General features: G+C 45.0%; 16 protein-coding genes and 1 riboswitch. Of the genes, 13 read left to right on the top strand and 3 right to left on the bottom strand.

All coding sequences use genetic code 11. The features are described from left to right. The first annotated feature begins 707 nt into the window (after nt 1-707). The 3 genes from Q3W13_RS11050 (at nt 708) to Q3W13_RS11040 (ending at nt 6,608) form a co-directional block, all read left to right on the top strand. Entirely contained in the window at nt 708-2,288 is a 1,581-nt protein-coding gene (locus Q3W13_RS11050; protein ID WP_302863739.1) for a VCBS repeat-containing protein, read from the top strand. A 128-nt stretch (nt 2,289-2,416) separates the two neighbouring features. Next, the gene (locus Q3W13_RS11045) at nt 2,417-5,209 is read left to right on the top strand and encodes a sugar-binding domain-containing protein (RefSeq protein WP_302863738.1); all 2,793 of its coding nucleotides are present in this window, start codon (nt 2,417-2,419) and stop codon (nt 5,207-5,209) included. Nucleotides 5,210-5,300: 91 nt separating this feature from the next. Next, the gene (locus Q3W13_RS11040) at nt 5,301-6,608 is read left to right on the top strand and encodes an NAD(P)/FAD-dependent oxidoreductase (RefSeq protein ID WP_302863737.1); all 1,308 of its coding nucleotides are present in this window, start codon (nt 5,301-5,303) and stop codon (nt 6,606-6,608) included. Nucleotides 6,609-6,732: 124 nt separating this feature from the next. Here the strand turns inward: Q3W13_RS11040 and Q3W13_RS11035 are convergent, their stop codons facing one another. Further along, on the bottom strand, nt 6,733-8,328 hold the full coding sequence (locus Q3W13_RS11035) for a S41 family peptidase (RefSeq protein ID WP_302863736.1): 1,596 nt from the start codon (nt 8,326-8,328) through the stop codon (nt 6,733-6,735). 166 nt (nt 8,329-8,494) lie between these two features. On the opposite strand from Q3W13_RS11035, the gene murQ reads away from it, so the two are divergent. The 7 genes from murQ to Q3W13_RS11000 all read left to right on the top strand — a co-directional run bounded on the left by murQ (nt 8,495) and on the right by Q3W13_RS11000 (nt 18,020). Beyond that, on the top strand, nt 8,495-9,304 hold the full coding sequence (gene murQ, locus Q3W13_RS11030; RefSeq protein ID WP_302863735.1) for an N-acetylmuramic acid 6-phosphate etherase: 810 nt from the start codon (nt 8,495-8,497) through the stop codon (nt 9,302-9,304). Between the two features lie 67 nt (nt 9,305-9,371). Further along, nucleotides 9,372-9,986, top strand: coding sequence for a DUF4240 domain-containing protein (locus tag Q3W13_RS11025; protein ID WP_302863733.1), 615 nt, complete (start codon nt 9,372-9,374; stop codon nt 9,984-9,986). 10 nt (nt 9,987-9,996) lie between these two features. Beyond that, nucleotides 9,997-10,563 (top strand): hypothetical protein, encoded by a 567-nt coding sequence (locus tag Q3W13_RS11020; protein ID WP_302863732.1) that lies wholly within the window; start codon nt 9,997-9,999, stop codon nt 10,561-10,563. A 147-nt stretch (nt 10,564-10,710) separates the two neighbouring features. Beyond that, a complete protein-coding gene (locus Q3W13_RS11015) occupies nt 10,711-11,442 on the top strand; it encodes a Bax inhibitor-1/YccA family protein (protein WP_302863731.1) in 732 nt (243 codons plus the stop codon). A gap of 245 nt (nt 11,443-11,687) precedes the next feature. Continuing rightward, nucleotides 11,688-11,796: riboswitch (SAM riboswitch) on the top strand. Nucleotides 11,797-11,929: 133 nt separating this feature from the next. Then, nucleotides 11,930-15,640, top strand: coding sequence for a methionine synthase (gene metH, locus Q3W13_RS11010; RefSeq protein WP_302863729.1), 3,711 nt, complete (start codon nt 11,930-11,932; stop codon nt 15,638-15,640). A 226-nt stretch (nt 15,641-15,866) separates the two neighbouring features. Beyond that, on the top strand, nt 15,867-16,823 hold the full coding sequence (gene metF, locus Q3W13_RS11005; RefSeq protein ID WP_302863727.1) for a methylenetetrahydrofolate reductase [NAD(P)H]: 957 nt from the start codon (nt 15,867-15,869) through the stop codon (nt 16,821-16,823). Between the two features lie 63 nt (nt 16,824-16,886). Then, nucleotides 16,887-18,020 carry a sulfotransferase gene (locus tag Q3W13_RS11000; RefSeq protein ID WP_302863726.1) on the top strand — a complete coding sequence of 378 codons (1,134 nt, stop codon included), beginning with the start codon at nt 16,887-16,889 and terminating at the stop codon, nt 18,018-18,020. A 125-nt stretch (nt 18,021-18,145) separates the two neighbouring features. On the opposite strand, the gene Q3W13_RS10995 is transcribed toward Q3W13_RS11000, so the two are convergent. Next, nucleotides 18,146-20,218, bottom strand: coding sequence for a M13 family metallopeptidase (locus Q3W13_RS10995; RefSeq protein ID WP_302863724.1), 2,073 nt, complete (start codon nt 20,216-20,218; stop codon nt 18,146-18,148). Between the two features lie 382 nt (nt 20,219-20,600). Here Q3W13_RS10995 and Q3W13_RS10990 point away from each other — a divergent pair, with 382 nt between their 5' ends. Together Q3W13_RS10990 and Q3W13_RS10985 are read left to right on the top strand one after the other, a co-directional pair. Next, nucleotides 20,601-23,246, top strand: coding sequence for a valine--tRNA ligase (locus Q3W13_RS10990; RefSeq protein ID WP_302863722.1), 2,646 nt, complete (start codon nt 20,601-20,603; stop codon nt 23,244-23,246). A gap of 108 nt (nt 23,247-23,354) precedes the next feature. Continuing rightward, complete coding sequence (locus Q3W13_RS10985) at nt 23,355-25,172, top strand: response regulator (RefSeq protein ID WP_302863720.1); 1,818 nt, start codon at nt 23,355-23,357, stop codon at nt 25,170-25,172. Here the strand turns inward: Q3W13_RS10985 and Q3W13_RS10980 are convergent. Continuing rightward, nucleotides 25,157-25,615: a type I restriction enzyme HsdR N-terminal domain-containing protein gene (locus tag Q3W13_RS10980; protein ID WP_302863718.1), complete on the bottom strand. Its 459-nt coding sequence runs from the start codon at nt 25,613-25,615 to the stop codon at nt 25,157-25,159. The genes Q3W13_RS10985 and Q3W13_RS10980 overlap by 16 nt on opposite strands. Nucleotides 25,616-25,763: 148 nt before the next feature. Between Q3W13_RS10980 and holA the strand changes: the two genes are divergently transcribed. Next, nucleotides 25,764-26,786, top strand: coding sequence for a DNA polymerase III subunit delta (gene holA, locus Q3W13_RS10975; RefSeq protein ID WP_302863930.1), 1,023 nt, complete (start codon nt 25,764-25,766; stop codon nt 26,784-26,786). The last annotated feature ends 43 nt before the right edge of the window (nt 26,787-26,829 follow it).

Below are 26,829 nucleotides of genomic sequence, written 5' to 3'. Positions count from 1 at the left end.
AGTGAGCAGTATGGAGATAAGATTGATAAATATCTTTATGGCAGCTTACACATGAAGCCGGGCCTGCATACAATTGTCCGCGCGGATCAGGCGGGGGAGCTGATTCCGTTAAGCACTGAGTGAGTAAGAACGGTAATGGAATCAGAAAAATAAGAAATCTAAGTATTTTATGTCTGGCCATTTATATTCAATAGTTGGTATTATCTTGATATTACTATGTTTTTAGTTTATAAAAGGTGTTATTTTTAAGTGGAGTAATACGCCCCATATAATCTATAAATCCAGTCACAATCCTTCATTTCATTTTAAATGAGCCCTGTATAAACCCTATAATAAATCTATTTAAAGCCCTTACGAATTGGAGTGGTGGGGACAACGGCGGCGTTACCACATCAAAGTCAATCGATGTTATAACATCAATATTTACAGTGGATTAGTATAAAAAGAGGGCTTGGGTAACATTCGCGATACTTTGTAAAAATTTCGCTATCATTAAAAATGTTGTCTTATTGAAAAACTTATTAAATTATATTGTCGTATGTATTTTAAGATTAAATAATAATACCCTTGAAGGTGCTGCTGGCTTCATGAAAAAGCAGAACAGAAAGGAGTACCGTTTTAAGATCTGCAAACAGATTATATGAGCTTTAAAACGCAACTGTTTATTTGAAAGGTTTTTATAGTAGGAAACATTTGGTCTAACATCGATGAGCAACTTTCATCTCCCGGTAAAAAAGTACCTTTTTCCAGGTGTACTAGCCTTCGCTATTGTCATTATAGCAATTTCAATGCTTTCCGGCGTTGTTGATCTAAGAACCGAAAAAGAAAAACAAGTTGACCGGGGTGCAGCGCTTGCACCTGTATATTGCTCGAACTGCCATCAATACCCCAAGCCTTCATTATTGGACAAAAAGACGTGGGAAGATAGGGTGTTGCCTGCCATGGCTACCAGGCTAAAACTCGAAAATTTTCATGCCAAATACGGAGTTACAGTACAATCGGCAATCTCCGTTACGGATTTTGAAGCCATAGTTGCATTTTATAAAAATAGCGCTCCGCAACGACTTCCAATCCCTGCTGATACTGCCAGCATTGATTGGTCGATATTCAGCCTGCAGAAGCCTGCTGGCCTTAGCAATAAGTCAGGCAATGAGGCCAACACCTTGATGCTTAACTATAACCCGGCAGATGGAAGGCTGTATACCGGTGATATGCAAAACGAGGTTTACAGCTGGGATGCTGATCTTAAACCGGCCCTCGTTGCAAAAATGCCATCCCCGGCGGTGCACGCAAATTTTTATCAGTCAGGGGGAAAGAATATGGCGGTTGTCACCTGTATCGGAATTTTAAATCCCAATGATTTGTTAAAGGGCTCTATTACTGCTCTTACGCTCGATAAAGCAGGTCAGAAGCCTATGCCAATCGCTGAAAACCTTTCGCGGCCTGTACAAACTGTCACGGCTGATTTTAATAAGGATGGTCTGCTGGACTACGCAACTTGTGGCTTTGGCAATAACCAGGGTAATTTATACCTGTTTACCCAACAGGCTGATCACAATTATAAGAAATCGGTTATAAGAGCTATGCCAGGCAGTGAAGGCTTGGTGACGGGCGATTTTAACAACGATGGTTTTACCGATTTAATGTGCCTGTTTGCACAGGCAGATGAGGGTATCTGGATGTTTTTAAATAATAAAAAAGGCGGCTTCATCGAAAAGAACATTCTTCATTTTCCGCCTGTTTACGGATCAAGCAGTTTTCAATTAGTCGATTTTAACCATGATGGGAAGCTGGATATCTTGTATACCTGCGGCGATAACAGCGACCTCTCGCCCATATTAAAACCATACCATGGAATTTACATTTTTACCAATGTGGGAGACTGGAAGTTTAAACAAAGCTACTTTTATCATTTGAATGGCGCATCTAAAGCGGTTGCGGCGGATTTTGACCATGACGGCGACCTTGACATAGCCGCAATTTCTTATTTTCCTGACTTTTTGGATCATCCGCAGCAGGGCTTTACCTATCTTGAACAAACTGGCCCTGCTAAGTTTAAAGCACACGAGGTGCCCGTGAATAAATACGGGCGCTGGATAGCCATGGAAGTTGCAGATATTAACAACGATGGTTATCCCGATATCGCATTGGGCAATTTCTCAGTAGCCGGACGGGGGCTTATTAATCAAAAAGGCGTTAAGCAGGACTGGGATAAATTTATGCCTTTGATTGTTTTGAAGAATGAGGCCGGTAAATCAGCCAGGCAAGCCCCGGCCAATTCAAAATAATATAATAAAAAGATAAATTAGTACAATTTATCCATACGCTAAGTTAGTTAGATTTACCGCTGTGAATTTTGCCGGCAAAAGTCTCATAATTACTTGATGCACAGTTATGCCGGCTTAAACCAATGAAGATGAAAAAAATAATCTGCCTGGCAACGCTTAGCCTTTCTGCCGCATTAACCCCTTTGCTGTTGCACGCTCAAAACACCCGTGTAAAGCAGGTTAAGTTGACCAATTTTGATTTGCAGTCTTCTGCAGTGATAAAAGCCGATGGTGCTGCATTATCCAAAGTGCAATACAAATCGCCGGTGTACTGGATGCCGGTTAAAGTGCCGTCGACGGTATTGACCGGACTGGTTGCAAATCATATTTATCCTGACCCATACCAGGGGCTGAATAACATGCTTATTCCCGATGCGTCAGATCAGTTTAACAAGGAATATAATCTTGAGCAGTACAGCCACTTGCCTGGCGAGCCAAATCCGTGGAAAAAACCGTACTGGTACCGCACCACATTTAAAGTTGACGCAGCAGACAAGGGAAAAGTTTTCCAGCTGATATTTAAAGGTATTAATTACAGGGCGTCGGTATGGGTTAACGGCAAGCAGATAGCCGACTCGACACAAGTGGCCGGAATGTTTGCAGATTATAACCTTGATGTAACCAACGCGATTAACGCAGGTGGCGAAAATGCGCTGGCCGTTAAGATATACCCGCTTGATTATCCTGGCTATCCTGCAAAAGAACAACTGAAAGCCCTGGGCCCTTTTTATGAAAATGGCGGCCCAACGGGCGATATCGGTAAAAACGTTACTATGTTGTGCTCTGCTGGTTGGGACTGGATCCCTCCGGTCCGCGACCGCAATATGGGTATATGGCAGCCGGTTTACCTGCGCACAACTGGGGCGGTAACAATCGGGCATCCCAAACTCGTTACCAATTTACCGGCGCTGCCCGACACAGGCGTGGCAAAGCTGTCTTTAAATTTAACTTTGTCCAACCATAGTAATGCCGCTAATAGTGGAAAATTAATAGTAACTATTAAACCTGAAAACTTTACCGGATTACCTGTACAGTTCACTAACAATGTGAGTATTGCTGCAAACGGGACGTCGGTTATTGATTTGGACGCTGAAAAAGTAAAGCAGCTTACTATCAGCAAACCGCATTTGTGGTGGCCTAATGGCTACGGCCGCGCCAACCTGTACCGCATACGTCTGCAGTATACGGACGGCAAAGGACTTGCTGACGACACTTCATTTGTGTTCGGTATACGTACGGTTAGCTCGAAGGCCACTATGGTCGGCAAATTTCTACGCCGCGAGTTTTACGTAAACGGAAAACGCGTACATCTTAACGGTGGCGCGTGGGTGCCTGATATGATGCTAAACCGGGACTCGGCACGCTATGATTATGAGATGCATCTTTGCCGTAATGCCAACGTAAACCTGGTACGCATCTGGGGCGGCGGGGTTACGCCGCCAGACGCCTTTTGGAATGCAGCTGATAAATATGGCGAGATGGTGTGGTCGGACTTTTGGATAACCGGCGATACACAGGGCGAATTTAAGGGTTCGCCTGATTGGCCGCTGGAAGGCAATGTGTTTGTGAAAAATGTGGTAAGCACTATATATCGCATTCGCAATCACCCCAGTCTGCTGGTTTGGACAGGTGGTAACGAAGGGCATGCGCGTAAGGAACTTTACGATGTAATGCGTGATAATATCATCAACCTTGATGGCACGCGTCCATATATTCCAAGCTCATCGGGCTTTGCAAAACTACCGGCAGGATGGAAAGGCTCATGGCCAGATGACCAGGCTTCCGGCGTTTACAGCGGCGGCCCTTACAGTTGGCAGGATCCTAAAGTTTATTACAAAAAGGCTGATTTTGGGGGCGACTGGGTGTTCAAAGATGAAACAGGCCTGCCATCTCAACCTCCTTATACAACACTTGCCAAAACAATCCCCAACCTGGTTTGGGACACAAAACTGCCCTTTCCGCTTAATGATAGCTGGGGTTACCACGACGCAGCAACCGGGGCAGCACAATACGATAACTATATCCAGGAGATGGTGAAGCGATATGGGCAGCCGTCAACTATGGAGAACTTTTCGGATAAAATGCAATTGATGAACGCGGTAGGATACCAGGGTATTTTTGAAGCGGCCGGGCATAAGTTAACAGAGACCGGCGGTGTAATGCTGTGGAAGCTGAACGCTGCGCTCCCGAGCGTTGTTTGGCAGATATACGACTGGTACCTTGAGCCCAACGCCGGTTATTATGCTATGCAGAATGCAGTAGAGCCATTACATATCCAGTTTAACCAAAACGATTCTACCGCCGCAGTAATAAACCGTATGCACCACGCTACTGGGGTTTTAAGTGCTAAGGCCGAACTCTATAACATCGACAGCAAACGTTTAAACGCATTCACCATTAATCATATCGGTTTTGCCGACGAAGGTACTCAGGAAGTCATCCAGCTAAAGGAGGCATTAAAGGATGCAAGGGGTGTAAGTTTTGTGGTGCTGAACTTAACGGATGCCGCGGGTAAAACCGTATCGCATAATGTTTACTGGATGGCGCCGGACAACAATTTAACCGACCTGAACAACATGCCGCGAACCCGGGTTGATGTAAAAGTATTAAAAGCTGAAAAAGGCGCCTCCGAACATAAATGGACGATACAGCTGGCTAATAATACCGATAAAATTGCCTTTTTTGTCCGGCCGCAATTGATGAAAAACGGCGAAGAGGTAATGCCAAGCTACTGGACCGCAAATTACTTCACCCTTGCTCCGCGTGAGCGTATCACGGTATCGGTCAGTGCGCCGGTTGCAAAGCTCGGTGGCGTACAGCCAAACGTTTTGGTGGAAGGCTGGAATCTGGACAAACAATGGGTTGGCCTCGGAGTTAAATAAAGGCTGATAAGGTTAGAAAGGGTAGAGCAGCGTAGCCGACAGGTTGCAAAATCATCTAAACAATACCCGCAAAATCTGCTTATAAATTTCAATGAGCAAAGCTGATATTCTCATCATAGGTGCGGGTGCAACAGGCCTGATGGCTGCACATGTATTAAGCAGCGCAGGAAAGAAAGTAGCTGTATTGGAGGCCCGTAACCGCTGCGGCGGACGCATCCATACGCTGCATAATCAATTGTTTTCTAAGAATGCTGAACTTGGCGCCGAGTTTATTCATGGCGATTTACCGGTAACGCTGAATTTGTTAAAAGAAGCTGATATCGAATACCAGTCCGCTGTCGAACAAATGATGCGTTACCGTGATGGAAAATTTACAGAAGACAGCGGCTTTGAAGATTGGGATAAGGTAGTTGATAAACTCGCCCGGCTTAAAAAAGACATAAGCATTCAGGATTTCCTGGACAGGGAATTTCCCACGGGAGAATTTGATGAATTGCGGGCATCGGTGATCGGTTTTGTATCTGGCTATGACACTGCCGACCCGGCGAGAGCCAGTTCATTCGCTTTGCGCGATGAATGGCAAGGCGAAGATTTTGAAGCGCAGCATCGTGTAAAAGGCGGGTACGGCAAAATGATTAAGCACCTGGAAGACATGAGCAGACGGGCAGGAGCCAAGATATATCTGAACGCCGTGGTGAAGGAGGTATCATGGCAGCCCGGTAATGTAAGGGTCGCGACTGATGACGGGGCGCTTTATGAAGCCAGCCAATTGCTGGCCGCAATGCCACTGGGCGTTTTGCAGGCCAACAAAAATGAACGGGGGGCGGTTACTTTTTCTCCCGCGATTCCTGGCTATAGCAGTGCCTTAAAGCAAATGGGTTTTGGTTCCATATTAAAGATCCTGCTTGAATTTAGTGCGCCATTTTGGGAAGATGGGGAAACCGCAAAACGTGTGGGCGCCAACCTTAAGGACATGGGTTTTATATTATCCGGGGAAATTATCCCCACCTGGTGGACACAATCGCCGCAACAAAGTCCGGTTTTAACCGGCTGGCTTGGCGGATTACCTGCCGCAAAACAAAAAGATACGCCGCCGGAGGAAATATTACAGCTATGCCTGCAATCAATTGCAAACATTTTTAAATTGTCTCGGGATGAATTGAAAAATAAACTGATTGCGTTTGAGGTAGCCAACTGGACCGCCGACCCGTTCACACGGGGCTCATACGCCTATGATACTGTTGACGCCGCGGGCGCAAGAAAAATTTTAAGTGAGCCTGTTGATAACACGATCTTCTTCGCAGGGGAATATTTATACGAAGGGCCTGCCATGGGCACGGTAGAAGCGGCCCTGACCAGTGGGCTCAATACAGCGAAAAAAATAATCAGCCTGGCATAACGGTGTGATTAAGCCGATACCGGCTTTATAGCGTTTGAATCATAGGTATTTTAACGTTGATGAAACTGAATTTTCAACTATTACGACGGCCTTACATCCTGACCTCAGCCCGATGACTCAAGACTTAGTCAACAGCTTGTATTGCTTTTAATAGCGTTTCGTCGCCAACGTTCATAGCCTCAAAATAAGCATTATCGCCCCATTTAAACCGGGCGGCCGATGCTTTCAGCATAGCTTTTATGGCTGATTTTGAGTCCAGCGCTTCCTGCGGATTTACTTCTTTTATAGTCTGCGATGCATAAAGCATAAACTTACGGAAATCATCATCACTTACTTCATACTTCTTTATAAAATCATCTGACGAACTGAAGGAATTCAACACAGGTTGTAAGGTATCTATGGTGTAGGCGGTGAAAAGCTGCTGGTCGCTTAGGTCTTCCAAAAGATAAGTTTCACCGGTCGTATCGGCGGGTACAAAAACATCAGGCATAATACCGCCGCCGCTGAACACTTTACGGCCGCTGGCGGTATGGTAAGGCGATGGCTTTTTAAAGATGCTGTCGTTAAGATTGCTTTGGGCCGAAAATAACTCGCCTTTGCGCATCCGCTCGGCTATTTCGTTGTGATAGCTTTCGATACCGCCCTTATATGATTTTTGAATGGACCGCCCCGATGGTGTGTAATACCTTGCGATAGTTAAATTTACGGCTGAACCATCGCCGAAGGCAAACTGCTGCTGCACCAATCCTTTGCCAAATGAGCGCCGCCCAACAATAACCGCCCGGTCTAAATCCTGCAGGGCTCCCGCTAATATCTCGCTGGCCGAAGCAGAATACTCATCTATCATAACGGCAACTTTACCAGTCTGAAACGAGCCTGAATCTGTGGCAAAATAATCCCGTCGTTCTTCGTGTGCTCCCTGCGTATAAACTATCAATTTGCCTTTGGTTAAAAATTCGTCGGCGAGGGCAGTAGCGGTATTCAGGTATCCGCCCCCGTTTCCGCGTAAATCGAGCACCAGCTTTTGTAATCCTTCGGTCTTAAGTTTTGCGATAGCCTCCCTGAAATCGGCATCTGTAGTAAGGCCAAATTTGCTGATTTTTATATAGCCTACCATCGGGCCTGCCATGTAAGCAGCATCTATAGTGCTGTTGGGCACATGGCCGCGTTTTAATGTAAACGATTTTTTGATGTAAGAGCCAGGCGGACTAACCGCAAGCACCATCGGCGAATTGTTTTGGCCGTGAAGTATTGTATTGACCTTTTTTACGGTCAAGTGTGTTCCCGAAAACTTTTTGCCGTCAACATCTATGATCCTGTCGCCAGAGACCAGGCCAGCTTTCGCGGCAGGTCCGCCGGGATAGATTTGTGTGATCACCATGGTGTCGCGCAGTAATTGGTATTCAATGCCAATCCCTGTAAAACCGCCGGATAATCCCTCATTAATTGATGTGGCTTTTTGTTCGGGCAGGTAAATTGAGTGCGGGTCGAGGTGCTGCAGCATATTGTTAACGGTAACGCCCTCAATACTGTCAACATTAATAGAATCTACATATCTCTGCTGCACCAGGTTAAGAACTTTGGATATTTTGTCATTTTCCTCCAGCGAAAAGCCAAGGCTTTGATTCATCAGGTTGCGGTTGCTGATGAAAACGCCAATAACAACACCCAGCGTTACCAATAGCGCCGTTCTGAAAATTATCCCTGCAGCTCGTTTCATTTATCGTATTAGTACAAAGTTAAGATTTTTAGTCGTAAAGTCCGGAAAGTCAGTAAAGTCCAAAAGATTGTTACAAACAGCTAAAACGATAAGCGCACTTAGTCAAAAAAACTCTTTACTGAGTTTCCGGATTAAAATCTCACATCTTTTCTCCAATTTTGTGCTAATGGAAAGAATCACTGAAAAGGAATCGCACTACAATCACCTGGAGCAAATGCCGGTTATGCAGATTCTTGAAAGTATAAACCGGGAGGACCAAAGTGTGCCGCTGGCCGTAGAAAAGGCGTTGCCGCAGATTGAGCGGCTGTCATCTGTTACAGCAGCAAAGATGAAGGAGGGCGGCCGGTTATTTTATATCGGCGCCGGCACGAGCGGCAGGCTGGGAGTGGTGGATGCTTCTGAATGCCCGCCCACGTTTGGCGTTCCGTTTGATTGGGTGGTAGGTATTATAGCCGGCGGTGACGGTGCTATTCGTAAAGCTGTTGAATTTGCTGAAGATGACACAGAACAGGCCTGGATCGACCTGCAGGAATATGATATCAACGAGAAGGACATTTTGGTAGGTATTGCAGCATCCGGCACTACGCCCTATGTGGTTGGCGGGTTAAAAAAAGCTAATGAAAACAATGTGCTAACGGGTTGTATAGTTTGTAATACGGGAAGCCCCATAGCTGCGGAGGCAAAATACCCGGTAGAAGTGGTTACCGGACCGGAATTTTTAACAGGCTCGACCCGGATGAAGGCCGGGACAGCACAAAAATTGGTGTTAAACATGCTGAGCACCAGTGTAATGATACAGCTGGGCCGGGTAAAGGGAAATAAGATGGTCGACATGTCGTTAACCAACAATAAGCTGGTGGACCGCGGTACGCGCATGGTGATGAACGAAACGGGCCTGGATGAAAAGGCTGCCAATGAGTTGTTGCTGAAACATGGCAGCGTCAGGAAAGCTGTTGATGCAATTTTAACGAAATAACTCCGTGAAAATTACCAAAGCGAGACTTTTACAAATAATGTTTTCCATAGTTCTTTTATTGTTAACAATGGCTGTTGTAGTTGCATGTTCACGCACGGGGGAACGAAGCAAACAAACGATATTTGCCGAATTTAAAAAAGGCAATAACATGGATGAGAAAGAATTTTGGAAAATAATAGATTATGCTTTTTATACCTCGGAGGGTAATACAAAAGCAGAGGGAGAAATAATAATTCAAAAACTATCGCAATATACGCCGGAGCAAATAGTGGATTTTGAGGTGATTTTGTGTAAAAAGATTATTGCAGCCGACGATTATAAAATTGTAGCTATCGATAAAATCATTGACGGTTCCGTCTCTGATGATACCTATTTATATTTCCGTTGCTGGTTAATCGGTTTGGGCCAAAAAACTTTTGAACAAACAATTAAGGATCCCGATTCATTAGCCGATGTTATTGAAAAAGGCGTTGTGCCGGATTTTGAAGATCTGTTATTTGTTTCTACAACGGCATATCAGAATAAAACGGGGAAAAAGAAGGAAGATGATACTTTCCCCCGGAATGTGGCCTTTGATAAAGGGTTGAACTATGATTTTGGAGGCCCCAAAACTAAGGGTAAAGATTGGAAAGAAAGCGAGTTGCCGGGTTTATACCCTAAACTTTGGAATAAGTTTAACTGAGAGAATATTTATGCACGAGATAGAACCATATTATAAATGGCGTGATGACTATGTGGCATCGGAGGATGAGTATTCGCCATTTTATGCTACGCAATACAGTGAGTTTGAATACGACAAACAAGTTTACAATTACCTGCTGCACCCGCAGTGGGACTCATTCGGGTCAAATACTTTATATATGAAAGTGCTGTTTGCCGATTATGACCGTGGCTATACCATCATAGAGTTTATCGGCGAATGGAACGATGCTATAAATAATGATATCATGATGTTAAAGCGTGAAATACTGGAGCTGATGATGGACAATGGCATCAATCATTTCATCCTGATAGGCGAGAATGTGTTGAATTTCCATTCATCCGACGATTGTTATTATGAGGAATGGTTCCAGGATGTTGAAGACGGCTGGATAGCAGGGATCAACTTCAGGGAGCATGTGATTGATGAATTTAAGCAAAACAATATTGACTATTACATTAATTTCGGCGGCGAACTTGACAACCTGGCCTGGCGTACACTTAAACCTTTACAGGTATTTAAAAAAGTTGAGGAACAACTGACAAAACGGCTGAATTAAGCGCAAGGGTACGAGAATTGATGTATTTGCGTTATAGGTGAGTATTTAGGATGCTGCGGGAATAAACCTTGAAAAAAATCTTATGTCTCATATCTTAAATTACATATCTACTAATTACATTTGAACAACAAATTTTAAAATAAAGAAATGGAAAATAATAAACCTGATTACGTTTATGACAACGTAATACAAATTAATGAAGCAGACACAACCCGTAAGTTTCTTGCTAACGTATTCTTGTGGATGTTCGTCGCGTTAGGGCTTTCTGCAGCGTTTGCTTACATTTTCGCAAACGATCACAGTCTGTTCAACATGTTAATAGATCAAAATACAGGGCGTAACACTGGGTTGGGAACTATTGTGATGTTCGCTCCGCTTGCCTTTGTTTTAATCATATCTTTCGGTTTCAACAGGCTGTCCTACGGCGTGTTAGCTTTGTTATACATAGCATTTTCGGTTATAATGGGCATTAGCCTCAGCTATCTTCTTTGGCTATTTACTGCAAGCTCAGTCCTTGGTGTTTTTTTAACCACCTCCGTTTTATTTGGGGTGATGGCTATAGCAGGATATACTACAAGACAAGATTTAACAAAATTTGGCTCGATACTCATCATGTTTTTAATAGGTATTATTATAGCTTCATTTGTTAACTATTTCTTGCATAGTACAGGTTTGGACATGATCATAAGCTATATCGGAGTTGCTGTATTTGTAGGCTTGACTGCTTACGACGTTCAGAAATTAAAACGTATTGGTCAGGGGTTAGAGTACGGCGATGCATCTGCTTCAAAGATGGCGTTGATGGGTGGCCTAACACTATATCTTGACTTCATCAACCTTTTCATTTTCTTACTCCGTATTTTCGGCAGAAGGAAATAATCAGCATAAGTTTTACCATCAGCCGGTGAGAAGTCCCAATAATTTTTATTGGTGCTCTCACCGGCTTTTTTATTGGCCTTAATTATTTCGAACACACTTCCGCACATCGATGCTATAGCTATGTAAATAGTCAATCGTAGCAAGTCCATATTCACGACTAAAAACCCGCGGCTTCAGGCTTTCTTTCTTATCCTATGGCAACTTCTCCCTATTGCATGTAACCGCATTTATACTCATCTTTGTGCTGCTTATGGAGAAAGACGGAGGGATTAGACCCTGCGATGTCTTAGCAACCTGTGCTTACAAGGTGCTACATTCTACCCGGCGGCCAAATGGCCCCTGGAAAGATAAGCGAAAGTCAAACTAACACCGGACTTTTCGAGATAAGCATTAATTTTTTGATTTCACTGATTATTTGATTTCACTGATTCTTCCATCAAAACTCAATGTAATCATTAAAATCAGCGCAATCACCTGATTCAACAAAATGGATATTAGAAAAGAACTAGAAAAACGCATACTGGTTATTGACGGAGCAATGGGCACCATGATTCAGCGTTACCAGCTGAAGGAGGCCGACTTCCGCGGTGAGCGTTTCCGTAACCACCCTACAGACCTGCAGGGTAATAACGACTTGCTAAATATTACACGGCCGGATATTATCAAGGCGATCCATGCCGAATACCTGGACGCAGGTGCGGATATCATTGAAACAAACACGTTTAGCACGCAGCGCATCTCGCTGGCTGATTACCAGATGGAAGACTTGGCCTATGAGCTAAGTTACGAAGGCGCCCGTATCGCCCGGGAAGTTGCTGATGAATATAATGCCAGGACACCTCATAAACCGCGCTTTGTGGCTGGTGCAATCGGCCCGACTAACCGTACGGCTTCATTATCGCCTGACGTTAACGACCCGGGTTACCGTGCCGTTACATTTGACGACCTCGCTGAAGCCTATTACGACCAGGTTCGCGGATTGGTTGATGGCGGCGCCGACCTGCTGATTGTTGAAACTATTTTCGATACCTTAAACGCTAAGGCAGCGCTGTTTGCGATCGACCGTTATCAAAAAGAAAGCAAGCAGGCAGGTAAAGATTTCGCACCTTTCAGAGGTGAGGGCGCTATTATGATCTCGGGCACCATTACGGATGCTTCGGGCCGTACACTATCCGGACAAACAGTTGAAGCGTTCTGGAACTCTGTTCGTCATGCTAATTTATTATCAGTTGGTTTGAACTGTGCTTTAGGAGCTAAGGAAATGCGCCCGCATATTGAAGAACTTTCTGTAAAGGCTGATGTTTTTATTTCGGCTTATCCGAATGCCGGTTTGCCAAATGAGTTCGGCCAATATGACGAAACTGCGCACGAGACGGCCCACCAGGTTGACGATTTTATGAAGGCCGGGCTCGTAAACATTGTAGGGGGCTGCTGCGGTACCACGCCTGAGCATATTAAATGTATTGCTGAAAGGGCTGCTAAATATCCACCACGGTTAATCCCGCAGGTAGAGCCATATATGCGGCTAAGCGGCCTCGAAGCCGTAACCATAACGCCTGAAAGCATTTTTGTGAATGTGGGTGAGCGCACTAACATTACGGGTTCGCCCAAGTTCAGCAAGCTTATATTGGCTGAAAACTATGAGGAAGCTCTTACCGTTGCCCGTCAGCAGGTTGAGGGTGGCGCCCAGGTGATCGATATCAACATGGATGAAGGCATGATCGATTCAGAAGCGGTGATGGTAAAGTTTTTGAATCTTGTAGCTTCTGAACCGGATATTGCCAAACTGCCGATAATGATCGATTCTTCCAAATGGACAGTTATCGAGGCGGGTCTGAAATGTATACAGGGCAAGGGCATCGTAAACTCTATCTCGCTTAAAGAGGGCGAGGAGAAGTTTAAAGAGCAGGCCCATAAAATATTAAGCTATGGTGCGGCTACGGTAGTGATGGCTTTTGATGAAACCGGCCAGGCCGATTCATTGCAGCGCCGGATTGAAATATGCAAACGCTCGTATGATATTTTGGTAAATGAGGTCGGTTTTCCGCCGCAGGATATCATCTTCGACCCAAACATTCTAACCGTTGCAACGGGTTTGGAAGAACATAACAATTACGCAGTAGATTTTATTGAGGCTACGCGCTGGATTAAGCAAAACCTGCCTTTGGCCAAGGTGAGCGGTGGTGTAAGTAACATCTCGTTCTCTTTCCGTGGCAATAACGTAGTGCGTGAGGCTATGCACTCGGCGTTTCTGTATCACGCTATTAAAGCAGGTATGGATATGGGTATTGTAAACGCTGGTATGCTGGAAGTTTACGAAGAAATACCAAAAGACCTGCTCGAAATGGTGGAAGACGTGTTGTTGAACCGCCGTCCCGACGCTACTGAAAGGCTGGTTGAGTTTGCCGAAACCATTAAGAGCAAAGGCAAAACTATCGAGAAGGATGAGGAATGGCGACGCGGTACCGTGCAGCAACGCTTGTCGCATGCATTGGTAAAAGGCATTATTGAATACCTTGATGATGACGTGGAAGAGGCGAGGCAGCAATATGCTCGTCCGCTGGAAGTGATAGAAGGCCCGCTAATGGATGGTATGAACATAGTGGGCGACCTGTTTGGCGCCGGTAAGATGTTTTTGCCGCAGGTGGTTAAATCAGCCCGTGTAATGAAAAAAGCCGTGGCTTACCTGCTGCCATTCATTGAAGAGGAAAAGAAATTATTACCTGCCGGTGAGGAAGGTGCATCGAGCAGTGCAGGCAAAGTACTGATGGCTACGGTTAAAGGAGACGTACACGACATCGGCAAGAATATAGTGGGCGTTGTACTGGCCTGTAACAACTTCGAAGTGATTGATCTCGGAGTGATGGTGCCGGCGCAGCGAATAATCGAAGAAGCCAAAAAGCAGAATGTAGACATTATTGGCTTGAGCGGGCTGATTACCCCATCGCTCGACGAAATGGTGCACTTTGCCAAAGAGATGGAACGCGAAGGATTTACCATACCATTGATCATCGGCGGGGCTACCACTTCGCGCATTCATGCCGCTGTTAAGGTTGCGCCAAATTATTCCGGGGCGGCTATACATGTGCTCGATGCATCGCGCAGTGTAACCGTTTGCAGCAGCCTGATGAATAAAGAGACGAGGGAAGGTTATATACAGGGAATAAAGGACGAATATGCCAAGGCCCGTGAAGCGCATTTGAATAAGCGCTCGGACAAGCGTTTCGTAACTATTGAGGAAGCGCGTAAGGGAGGCTTCCAGATCAGTCTTGACGGCGATGTTGCTGTAAAGCCATCTTTTACGGGAACAAAAGTTATTGATGATTTCCCGCTGGAAGAACTGCTGCCCTATATCGACTGGACACCGTTTTTCCATACATGGGAACTGCGTGGCAGCTATCCTAAGATATTTGATGATAAATTTGTGGGCGATGAAGCCAAAAAGCTTTTCGGCGATGCACAAAAGCTGCTTAAAAAAATTATTGACGGGAAGTTATTGAAAGCGTCGGGTGTTATCGGCTTCTGGCCGGCGAATAGTGTAGGGGACGATATTGAGCTATACACTGATGAAAGCCGCAAAACCGTACTCACCAAAATCCATACCTTACGCCAGCAGGCTGAAAAGGTGAAAGGTGAACCGTATTATGCTTTGTCAGATTTCATCGCAACTAAAGAAAGCGAAGTGCCGGATTACTTCGGAGGGTTTGCGGTTACTGCTGGTTTGGGCTGCGATGCGCTGGTGGCAAAGTTCGAAAAAGATTATGATGACTATAACAGCATCATGACCAAAGCTCTTGCCGACCGTCTCGCAGAAGCTTTTGCGGAAAAAATGCATGAGCTGGTCCGTAAAAAATATTGGGGCTATGCCAACGGCGAGCAGCTAAGCAACGAGGAGCTGATCAAGGAGGAATACCAGGGTATTCGTCCTGCGCCAGGATATCCGGCTTGTCCTGACCATACGGAAAAAACTACGCTGTTTAACCTGCTAAAAGCCGAAGACAGTGTGGGTATGCATCTTACGGAAAGCCTGGCGATGACACCGGCTGCTTCGGTGAGCGGTTTTTATTTCGCCCATCCGCAAGCAAGGTATTTTGGCTTGGGTAAGATAAGTAAGGATCAGGTGGAAGATTACGCAAAGCGTAAAGGCATGGCACTCGAGGAAGCTGAAAGATGGCTGGGGCCTAACCTGAACTATTGAAACGATAAACTATAGAGCTTTGTCATTGCGAGCGAGGAACGAGCGCGGCAATCTCGTCCCTATGCTGACAAATATGCACAACGAATAGGCATGGCGACGAGGTTGCTTCGTTCCTCGCAATGACAAAATTGATTTTAGGTACAGAAGATTTGTCAACTCTTTGAAAGTGGACAAATCTAAACTTCACGATTAAGTAACGAGATATTCATCCTGGACAGGATTGCAAATGAAGATTACAGAACATATAGCTAACGCAAACGGCAAAACACTTTTCTCTTTCGAACTTATTCCGCCATTAAAAGGCCACAGCATCCAGGGCATTTATGATGCCATTGACCCCTTGATGGAGTTTAAACCACCCTTTATTGATGTAACGTCGTTGCGCGAGGATTTTATTTATAAGCAGCACGAAAACGGTTTGCTGGAAAAGTTAAGCTACCGCAAGCGCCCCGGCACCATCGCCATCTGCGCAGCCATAATGAATAAATACAAGGTAGATACTGTACCCCACTTGTTATGCGGAGGATTCACTAAAGACGAAACTGAAAACGGCCTTATTGATCTTGAGTTTTTAGGCATCGAGAACGTACTGGTGTTGCGAGGTGACGCTCGTTTGGGGGACGCCTCATTTGTTCCTACACCTAACGGTCATTGCTACGCTACCGACTTATTGCAGCAGGTAGTAAATATGAACAATGGCATTTACCTGCATGACAACAGTGGCGACAACCTGAAAACCAATTTTTGCATCGGTGTAGCCGGTTACCCTGAAAAGCATTTTGAGGCGCCAAGCCTGAAGTCGGACTTTAAGTACCTGAAACAAAAGGTTGACATGGGCGCGAGTTTTATAGTTACACAAATGTTTTTCGACAACCAGAAATACTTTGATTTTGTAAACACTTGCCGCGCTAACGGCATCAACGTGCCTATTATACCCGGACTAAAGCCTATCACCAATTCTAAACAACTGGTAAGCCTGGCCAAAACGTTCCATATCGATATGCCCGATGATCTGTGCGATGCGATTACAAGCTGTAAGGATGAGAAACATGTTAAGGAGGCAGGCATCGAGTGGATGATAAACCAGTGCAGGGAGCTGATGGCTTTTGGCGTTCCGGTGCTTCATTTCTATACCATGAGCAACGCCGGGCCCACTAAAAAAATTGCCGAAGCAATATTTTAATATTTCGGAAACGGCAGGCAGCCAATTCAGATAACCGTACGTACATGGTTGTAAAAAAGCGTCTTGCAAAATCCCGGCTTATCTCCAATAATTGAAGCTGAATGCAGCCTTGATGAACTCCTGCCGTTACGCCGGGCGCAGCAGAATCCTCCAGGTGAGCTGATTGCCGCGGCTGTCCAATGGTCGCAATTAGTTTGGGCAGAAGCCGAGCGGCAAGGAGCTATGCCTTTAAGCCACGAACAGTTAGAACATGGTTTCAATCTTGCCCGGAACTCTGTATTTGTATGCGGCGTTCATCGCAGCGGCACCACGCTGGTCAGGAATTTATTAGATGCCCATCCCCGGCTCGCGGTACTGCCATCAGAAGGGACTTATTATACCAACCTGGAGCGCAAACTAAGATCGGCGCCTGTAGCTTATCAGGTTGCATTTTTAGGCATGGAGTGGCTTCGTCGCTTGGCTAATCCTATCAATCAGCCGCCATATTGGTTGTTGGGGCGCAGTAGTATTGAAAATTCGCGTTATGTTGATTTTGCCAGATATTTAATGGCCTGGTGGGATAATGTGGCTTCTGATTCAGACACCCAATGGCCACATACCGCTATTTTGCTCGCTTACGCTTCATGTTTTAATGGCAATGCAGAATTATGGGTAGATAAGACACCCACCAATGAACACTTCCTCGAACGGATCCGGGAGGAAATGCCCAATGCCAAAATCATACTCCCGGTACGCAACCCAATAGCTGTTCTCGCCTCCCGCAAAAAAATGGAACCGGGTTTGAATTTGCGCAAGGCATTGCGTGATTTGAGGAGATCTTTTAAGGTCGCTATTGAACAATTAGCGGCAGATGACGCGGGATTTCTCCTGGTTCGTTATGAAGAACTCAGCGAAACGCCGGAGACTGTGATACGGCAATTGGTGTCGTTTCTCGAAATTGAATATTCTGATATTTTGAACATCCCAACTGTCGCCGGTATGCCGGCGGGCGCCAACAGTTCCTTCAAACAAGATACCGGGCCAGGTCAAGTCCTCAAACAAAGTGAGCATAAGCGAAGCGCAGAACTGAGTAAAAAGGAATTGGCACTTTTGTCAGCCGCCGTTGGTAAACTTTCTGACAAGCTGGGTTATCCATTGCCGAAGATTGGTTTTTTGCGAAGAGTTTATTTGAGGTTGAGGTACAGGCTTTGGTATTGAACAGCCAAGTTTGCTACAGCGGTTGTGCAGACACAGCCACAAGTGAAAATAAAAAAGCCGGCCATGTTTCCACAGCCGGCGGTACATTTCTATGGTTTATCGTCCATCGCCTATGCACTCAAAAATTACCAAACCTTCGTTCTATCTTCCGGTTTCTTGTACATTTTATCGCCCGGCTTAACATTAAATGCTTTATACCATGCATCGATATTGGTTATCGGGGCATTGGTGCGGTATTGCTCCGGTGAGTGCGGGTCGGTCAGGATGCGCTGTGCGGCGGCTTCGGGGCGTTGTGAACTTCTCCAAACCTGTGCCCATGAAAGGAAGAAACGCTGGTCGGGTGTAAAGCCGTCAATTTTTTGGTTGGAATGACCTTCTTTGGTCTTCTTAAACGCTGCATAAGCTACGTTCAAGCCGCCTAAATCTGCAAGGTTCTCGCCAAGCGTAAGCTTGCCGTTCACGTGGATGGTGTCTACAACGGTAAATTTATTGTATTGATTAACTACCTGGTCTGCACGCGACTTAAATTTGTCAGCATCATCTTTTGTCCACCAGTCGCGCAAGGTACCGTCGGCGTCATACTGGCGGCCCTGGTCGTCAAAACCGTGCGTCATTTCGTGTCCGATTACCGAGCCGATACCGCCATAATTTACCGCATCATCCGCATTGAAGTCGAAGAATGGGAACTGCAATATCCCTGCGGGGAACACGATCTCGTTATTGGTGGGACTATAATAAGCATTAACAGTCGGCGGACTCATGCCCCAGCGGGTTTTATCAACCGGTTTACCCAGCTGACTTACATTGTAATTGTAACGCCATTCAGAAATCCGGCGAAGATTGCCGGCATAATCATTTCGGTCTATTTCCAGTCCGTCGTAGTTTTGCCACTTATCAGGATAACCGATCTTAACCGTAAATGCCGCCAATTTCTTAAGCGCCCGTGCTTTGGTTTCGGCGCTCATCCAGCTAAGGCCCTGTATGCGTTCGCCAAGAGTCTCTTTCAGGTTATTCACCAGCTTTACCATGTATTCCTTTGCTGCCGGTTTAAAATACTTCTCTACGTAAATCTGGCCCAGTAACTCGCCAAGGCTGCCGTCTACCAGGTTTGCCGCACGCTCGTCGCGCGGCGCTTGTACCTTTTGGCCGCTCAGGGCGCTGCTGAATGCAAAGCTTGCTTTTTCGAACGGCGAGCTTAGCGAAGATGCCGAGCCTTTCAATACGTTCCAGGTAAGATAGGTTTTCCAGTCATCTACCGGTGTTGAAGCCAGCAACGCATCGGTTGCTTTATAAAAAGCAGGATTAGATACCAGAATCGTATCCTGTCCTTTAACTTCCATCAGCGGAAGTAACTCATCCCACTTTAAATGCGGAGTAAGCGACTGGAAATCTTTTACGGCAAACTTATTATAAGTTTTGTTGGGGTCGCGCATGGCAACGCGGCTCAGCTGGGCTTTCGCAAAAGCAGTTTCAATGTTGAAAATAGTTTCCGCATTTTTAGCCGCATCAGCATCACTGGTACCGGTAAGCTTAAATAAAGTTACAATATAGTTTTTGTAAGCAGCCTGGATCTTTTTAGTCCGCTCGTCGTTTTTCAGGTAATTATCCCTGTCGGGCAAGCTGGTGCCGCCCTGGCCAAAGTTTAGTATATTAACGGTGGGATGCTTGGAATCCTGCCCGACCCCAAAACCAAACAGCGGGCTGCCTATTCCATGGGTGCGCTCGTAAATGGCTTCGTTCACCACGCCGTCAAGATTATTTATTTTTGAAACGCGCTCCAAATCCGGCTTGATCGGGTCATAGCCGCGCTTTTCAATAGCCACGCTATCTATGCCGCTGGCGTATAGGTCGCCTACGCGCTGTTTCAGGCTGCCTTTTGGCTGGCCCGGCGTTTTGCTTACATCAGTGAGGATGCTTTTAAGCCTGTCGGTGTTTTCCTGGTGCAATATGCCGAAGCTTCCCCAGCGGGTTTCTTTCGCGGGGATCGGGTTGTTTTTAACCCATGCGCCGTTGGCATATTCAAAAAAATCATCGCCCGGCTTGGCAGACGGGTCCATATTGGCCGGGTCGATATACTTTTTAAGGTTAAGGGATACATTGGGAGTTTTCGGCTTGTCCTTGCCGTTTTGCGCGAAGGCGCCTGCTGAAAGGCATAGTAAGCCCATCAGCATGAAATTTTTGGTATTAAACATCATCATCAGTTACTTAAAAACTAAAGTTAATAAATTACAGTGCAAGGGTGCAAGTAGATGGGGTATTAAGGGTTAGCGGTTAAACCACTTTACCAGGAAAGAGGAGCGTGCTCTTTTAAGCATTTCGAGCAAAAAACGGTGCAGATGCAATGTTCTGATGTCCATATGCTATTAAACTTTGCAATTGTAAAAATATTGTGGCGGAGGGAAGGAAGTCTATAATCCATGGACGATGGACCATAGAAATGGAGGAAAAAGGTACAAAAGCCGAAGATTGTTGTACATCCTGTATGAATCATCTGCAAAAACCATGGCCGATGGTCTATCGGCCATGGACTTTCTCAAAAAACCATGAACCATGAACTAAAAAAGTTAAATTTGCAGGCTTATGAGTACTTCCAAAACATACCTGCCAAAAGATATTGAAGACAAGTGGTACAGCTACTGGCTCGAACATGATTTCTTTAAATCGGTGCCTGATGAACGCGAGCCTTATACCGTTGTAATTCCTCCGCCAAACGTTACCGGTGTGCTGCACATGGGCCACATGCTGAACAATACCATACAGGATGTTTTAGTGCGCCGCGCCCGTATGAAAGGTAAAAATGCATGCTGGGTTCCCGGTACCGACCATGCCAGTATTGCCACGGAAGCAAAGGTGGTCAACATGCTTAAAGAGCGCCGCATCAGTAAAAAAGACCTTACGCGCGATGAGTTTTTAAAATATGCCTGGGAATGGAAGGAAAAATACGGCGGCATCATCCTCGATCAGCTTAAAAAGCTGGGTGCATCGTGCGATTGGGAACGTACCCGGTTTACCATGGAGGAAGGACTTTCTGAAGCTGTTATCGATACTTTTATCCACCTATATAAAAAAGGCTGGATATATCGCGGCATACGTATGGTTAACTGGGATCCGCAAGGGAAGACCGCAGTATCTGACGAGGAAGTAAACCGTAAAGAAGTAAACCAGAAATTATACTACATCAGGTATAACCTGGCTGATGGATCAGGCTATGTAACTATTGCTACTACCCGTCCGGAAACGATCATGGCAGATACCGCTGTTTGTATTAACCCGAATGACGAACGTTATACCCACCTGCATGGGAAAAAGGTATTAATCCCTTTGATTAACCGCGAGGTTCCTATCATATTGGATGACTATGTAACAATGGATTTTGGTACCGGCTGCCTGAAGGTTACCCCTGCGCATGATTTGAATGACTACCAGCTTGGGCAGAAACATCACCTGCCGGTTATCGATATCTTGAACGATGACGGTACTTTAAATGAAAACGCACAAATACTTGTTGGCGAAGACCGCTTTGCTGCCCGTAAAAAAATTGCGGTTTTGCTGGAAGCTGATGGTTACCTGGAGAAAATAGAAGAATATAAATCGCAGGTAGGTTTTTCAGAGCGTACCGATGCGGTTATCGAGCCAAAGCTATCGATGCAGTGGTTTTGTAAAATGGATGAGATGGCTAAGCCTGCGCTGGATTATGTGCTAAAGGGCGAGATAAAGCTTATCCCGGATAAGTTTGTGAATACTTACAGGCACTGGATGGAGAATGTGCACGACTGGACGATAAGCCGCCAGCTTTGGTGGGGACAGCAAATACCGGCCTGGTACTTACCTGATGGTGAATATGTTATTGCCAAAACAGTTGAAGAAGCGCTGAAATTAGCAAAAGAAAAAACTCAGAACCTGGGACTGACGGCTACGGACTTAACTCAAGACCCTGACGTTGTTGATACCTGGTTCTCATCATGGCTGTGGCCAATATCAGTTTTCGACGGATTTAAGGATCCTAATAATGCGGATATAAACTATTATTATCCAACAAACGACCTGGTAACTGCACCGGAGATACTTTTCTTTTGGGTAGCCAGGATGATTATGGCCGGGCATGAGTTTAGGGGAGAAGCGCCGTTTAAGAATGTGTACCTTACAGGTATCGTACGCGACAAGCTCGGCCGTAAGATGTCGAAGTCATTAGGCAACTCACCCGATCCACTGGAGCTGATAGAAAAATACGGCGCCGATGGCGTTAGGGTGGGGATGTTGCTGTGCTCGCCTGCCGGTAACGACCTGATGTTCGACGAAAGCTATTGTGAGCAGGGTCGTAACTTTGCCAACAAGATATGGAACGCATTTAAACTGGTAAAAGGTTGGGAAGCCGACGAAAGCATTGCGCCTAAAAATGCCATTGCTATTGAATGGTTCGAAAGCAGGTTTAACCAGTCGCTTGCCGAGATAGAAAGTAACTTTGCGCAATTCCGCTTGTCGGAGGCGTTGATGAGCACTTACAAACTGGTATGGGACGATTTCTGCGCATGGTACCTCGAGATGGTGAAACCCGCTTATCAGCAAGGCGTTGAAAAGCAGCGCGTAGATACGGAAACATTTAAAGCCACCATTTCATTCTTCGAAAATATCCTGAAGATATTGCATCCGTTTATGCCGTTCCTTACCGAGGAGCTGTGGCACGACGAACTTTTTGGCGAGCGCCCCGAACTGGATTGTTGCATAGTTGCCCAATTACCGGAAGTTGGGAAAATAAATACACGCCTGTTGGCGGATGTTGAATTGGTAAAACAAGTAATCGCTAATGTCAGGAATATTCGTAATGCAAAACAGATTGCGCCAAAGGAAAAACTGAACCTGTCGGCTAAAGTAAATTCTGAGGTATCTTACAAATATTACGAGTTAATTATAACTAAACTCGCTAACATCGGCACATTTAATTTTATTGTTGAAAAGCCGGCGGGTGCAGCAGGCTTTATGGTCTCAACAGATGAGTTTTACGTGCCTTTGGAGCTAAATACCGACCCGGTTGAAGAGTGCGCCAGGCTGCAAAAAGAGAAAGTTTATTTAACCGGATTTTTAAATTCTGTTAACTCTAAGTTAGGTAACGAGCGCTTTATGGCGAATGCGAAACCTGAAATTATTGAAGTAGAGTTAAAAAAGAAGGCCGACACAGAAGCCAAGCTAAAGATACTGGAAGAAAGCCTGGCAGCTTTGGCTTGCTAATTGTATAACTGTCTGTGATAAATTATGGTGAGCAGGGGGCTTAGAATTTTCTACACCTCCTTGCTATTATTGATTTTTATAATCAACTTTAACAGATAGTGCATTTAAATGAGCAAGGACGCGGGCTTTTTTAATTTTTCCTTATCCAATATACTTTCAGATGAACAGTCGGCCCTTGATCAGGCCCGCATCCGTTTGTTATATTACGGTTTCTTTATCCTGCTCGTAACGGTATCCGGCTTGTTCTTTAGCGTATATCTTCAGCATTTGCCATTGCTTTCAATTACGTCAGCAATTACACTTGGCGCCATCATCGTTTTATATAAATACCTTACTTACCGGCCCGACTGGCGTGGCGTGTCACATGCGCTGCTCGCAATAGCGACATTAATTAACCTGAGCAACGTTTTTATAATAATCCAGAAGGTTGATATCATTGCCATACAGGTTATATTGCTGGCAGTTTTGTTCAGCTATTATATGCTGGGCCAGCGCTGGGGGCTGTTTTATTCGTTAATTAACATTATCCCTGTACTGGCATTTTATGTGATAACCTATAACCAGGCCTATTTTATCTCGCTAAAGCCTGAAGAGCTTGACCAATCGACAGTTATCATCAGTATGTTTGCCAACTTCATCATTATAATTTATATACACAGTCATTTCTACAGTGCATTTATAAAAAACATAAAGGAGCTTAGGCAAACCAGCGAAGACCAGGCGATATTAAACAGCAAGCTTGAACTTGCAATTGAAAAGGCTGAAAAATCATCGCAGGTGAAGTCTGAATTTTTAGCGACAATGTCGCATGAAATAAGAACGCCTTTAAATGCCATAGTCGGCATGAGTAACCTGATGATCATGGCTAACCCGCGGCCTGATCAGAAAGAAAACCTGAATGTTTTAAAATCATCGGCAAACAACCTGCAGTCGATTGTAAATGACGTGCTTGATTTTAATAAAATAGAGGCTGGCAAGGTAATGTTCGAGTCGATCAAGTTTAACCTTGACGATCTTTTAGAAAATCTTTGTACTTCCCAAAAAGCAAAAGCCGAAGCCAAGGGCCTTAATTTTACTTTAAAAGTTGACCCTATGCTGAAAGGGCGGGTGCTTTACGGCGACCCAACACGGTTAAACCAGGTGCTGTTTAACCTGGTGAGCAACGCTATCAAGTTCACCCGCCAGGGTAATGTGTATGTAAAGGCATTTTGTTATGAAGACCGCAATAACAAGTTACGAATTACTTTTACGGTAAAGGATACGGGTATCGGTATAGATAAAGATAACCTGCAAAGTATTTTCGAGCCATTTACACAGGAATCTATTACTACAACGCGGCAGTATGGCGGCACTGGCATGGGCCTTGCCATAGTAAAGCGGTTGCTTGAGCTGCAGGGCTTGCAGATGCATGTTTCCAGCAAACTGGGGGAGGGCTCTGAGTTCTCGTTCAATATGGAATTCCCCGTATCAGAAGCCAGTATCAACGAAATTGGCGAGAATCATCCATTATTGCATAACGCCGGAGCTTTAAGCAGTCTGCGTGTTTTAATTGCTGAAGATAATCCTGTAAATGTGCTGCTGATGAAAAAGCTGCTTTCTAAATGGAAAATAGTACCAACTATTGCCGAAAATGGAGAGAAAGCAATTGAAACCTTTAAAAATGGCGATTTTGATATCATATTAATGGACCTGCAGATGCCCGTGATGAATGGTTTCGATGCCGCTATGGAGATACGTAAGCTGCCTGATGCCGGCAAGGCAAACGTGCCTATAATAGCGCTTACGGCTGCTGCACTGCTTGATATTGAAGAACAGGTGCTGAATGCGGGCATGAATGATTATGTATCAAAACCATTTAAGCCCGAGCAACTGATGGAAAAAATTCAAACTCTGATTTTTGCCGGAAGTAATCAAATTGTAGCGTAACCCGGCAGATCTTCAATAAAACGGTACTGGCTTTTCTCAAAATCGATATTACAGTAATAATGTTGCAGTCCGTTGGTAACAGCCAGTAGTTTCACTTTATGTACCATGTTGTACCGCGCTACCTGGTCGAAAGTTTTCTGATCAATAGTGACTGAGGGGGCTTTGCATTCAATCAACAGAATTTTTTCCCCTAAAGAATTGTAAACGATAATGTCTGTCCGTTTGGCCATCCCATGCAGCCGGTGCCCGCCTTCCAGCTTAATAAGTGTCTTTGGATATTTTTTTTGATTGATAAGATATTGTACAAAATGCTGCCTTACCCATTCCTCAGGCGTGATGATGATATTTCGTTTACGGATAATGTCAAAAAGAGATAGCTGCCCGTTATGGTCACTTATCTTAAAGGGATAGGGCGGAAGGTTAAGCGGCAGCAGCAAATCCATTTGCGAAGGTGTGGATTTTAGGAGTGATATGCAAGCTGTTGAGAATAGTAACAGTATGAACTCATGTTTCAAGGTGACCGCTATTCCGGTCTGCTACTGCCACTCCTACCTGCACTATTCAGCAAAAATTCATTACTTTGTCCCTGAAATGACAGCTCAGGATATCTTAAAGGATTTAAAGAACAGGAAATACAAACCCGTGTACATGCTGCACGGTGAGGAACCTTATTTTATCGACCTGATAAGCGATTTTGTGGAGCGGAAGCTGCTGCCTGAAGCCGAAAGAGGCTTTAACCAAACTGTGTTATACGGCAAGGATACCGACGTGATGACTGTGTTGAACGCCTCCAAACGATATCCCATGATGGCAGACTACCAGGTGGTATTGGTAAAAGAGGCGCAGGATATGAAGTGGGGCAGTGATGATGCCGATAAAAAAGGAATGAACCCGCTGCTAAGCTACCTTGAAAATCCGTTGCCAAGTACCATTTTAGTGTTTTGTTACAAATACGGCAAATTCGATAAACGAAAAAAAACCTATAAAGCCATTGAAAAGAGCGGACTTATTTTTGAATCGGCTGCTTTGTACGACAGTAAGATACCTGCATGGATAGAAGGTTTTATTACTGAAAAAGGTTATAAGATTAATCCGCAGGCCAGCATGATGCTCTCCGAGTATTTAGGCAATGACCTTTCCAAAATATCCAACGAGCTGGAAAAACTGATGCTGAATATCCAGGCCGGGCAGGAAATTACCTTAAAGCATATCCATGATAACATCGGAATTAGTAAGGAATATAACGTATTTGAGCTGCAAACAGCGCTTAGCCGCAGAGATGCATTTAAGGCCAACCAGATAATCAACTATTTTGAAGCTAATCCCAAAGCTAACCCTTTGGTGCTGGTTTTAGGGAACTTGTTCTCTTTTTTCAGCAAAGTGCTTACCTACCATTATGTTAAGGATAAATCGCCTCAAAATGTGGCCCGCGAGATAGGCATCAGCCCCTATTTTGTAAAGGATTATGAGCAGGCCGCCCGCAGTTTCAATTATGCCAAAACCATGCAGATCATCAGCTACCTGCGCGAATGCGATTTAAAAAGTAAAGGCGTGGATTCGAACACTGATAACGGCGGGTTGATGAAAGAGCTGGTGTTCAAGATTTTGCATTAATAACAATCTTACAGCGCAGACTAATATTACCTGCGTACCTGCC

The sequence above is a fragment of the Mucilaginibacter sp. L3T2-6 genome, from assembly GCF_030519355.1.
GTDB lineage: Bacteria > Bacteroidota > Bacteroidia > Sphingobacteriales > Sphingobacteriaceae > Mucilaginibacter.
Note: the sequence above shows the minus strand (reverse complement) of the source record. Positions and strands in the feature narration are given on the sequence as shown.

Excerpts from the sequence above, each read along its gene's own strand:
- Q3W13_RS11050 (WP_302863739.1), top strand. The coding sequence starts at position 708 with ATGAGCAACTTTCATCTCCCGGTAAAAAAGTACCTTTTTCCAGGTGTA.
- Q3W13_RS11045 (WP_302863738.1), top strand. The coding sequence starts at position 2,417 with ATGAAAAAAATAATCTGCCTGGCAACGCTTAGCCTTTCTGCCGCATTA.
- Q3W13_RS11040 (WP_302863737.1), top strand. The coding sequence starts at position 5,301 with ATGAGCAAAGCTGATATTCTCATCATAGGTGCGGGTGCAACAGGCCTG.
- Q3W13_RS11035 (WP_302863736.1), bottom strand. The coding sequence starts at position 8,328 with ATGAAACGAGCTGCAGGGATAATTTTCAGAACGGCGCTATTGGTAACG.
- murQ (WP_302863735.1), top strand. The coding sequence starts at position 8,495 with ATGGAAAGAATCACTGAAAAGGAATCGCACTACAATCACCTGGAGCAA.
- Q3W13_RS11025 (WP_302863733.1), top strand. The coding sequence starts at position 9,372 with ATGGCTGTTGTAGTTGCATGTTCACGCACGGGGGAACGAAGCAAACAA.
- Q3W13_RS11020 (WP_302863732.1), top strand. The coding sequence starts at position 9,997 with ATGCACGAGATAGAACCATATTATAAATGGCGTGATGACTATGTGGCA.
- Q3W13_RS11015 (WP_302863731.1), top strand. The coding sequence starts at position 10,711 with ATGGAAAATAATAAACCTGATTACGTTTATGACAACGTAATACAAATT.
- metH (WP_302863729.1), top strand. The coding sequence starts at position 11,930 with ATGGATATTAGAAAAGAACTAGAAAAACGCATACTGGTTATTGACGGA.
- metF (WP_302863727.1), top strand. The coding sequence starts at position 15,867 with ATGAAGATTACAGAACATATAGCTAACGCAAACGGCAAAACACTTTTC.
- Q3W13_RS10995 (WP_302863724.1), bottom strand. The coding sequence starts at position 20,218 with ATGATGATGTTTAATACCAAAAATTTCATGCTGATGGGCTTACTATGC.
- Q3W13_RS10990 (WP_302863722.1), top strand. The coding sequence starts at position 20,601 with ATGAGTACTTCCAAAACATACCTGCCAAAAGATATTGAAGACAAGTGG.
- Q3W13_RS10985 (WP_302863720.1), top strand. The coding sequence starts at position 23,355 with ATGAGCAAGGACGCGGGCTTTTTTAATTTTTCCTTATCCAATATACTT.
- Q3W13_RS10980 (WP_302863718.1), bottom strand. The coding sequence starts at position 25,615 with ATGGATTTGCTGCTGCCGCTTAACCTTCCGCCCTATCCCTTTAAGATA.
- holA (WP_302863930.1), top strand. The coding sequence starts at position 25,764 with ATGACAGCTCAGGATATCTTAAAGGATTTAAAGAACAGGAAATACAAA.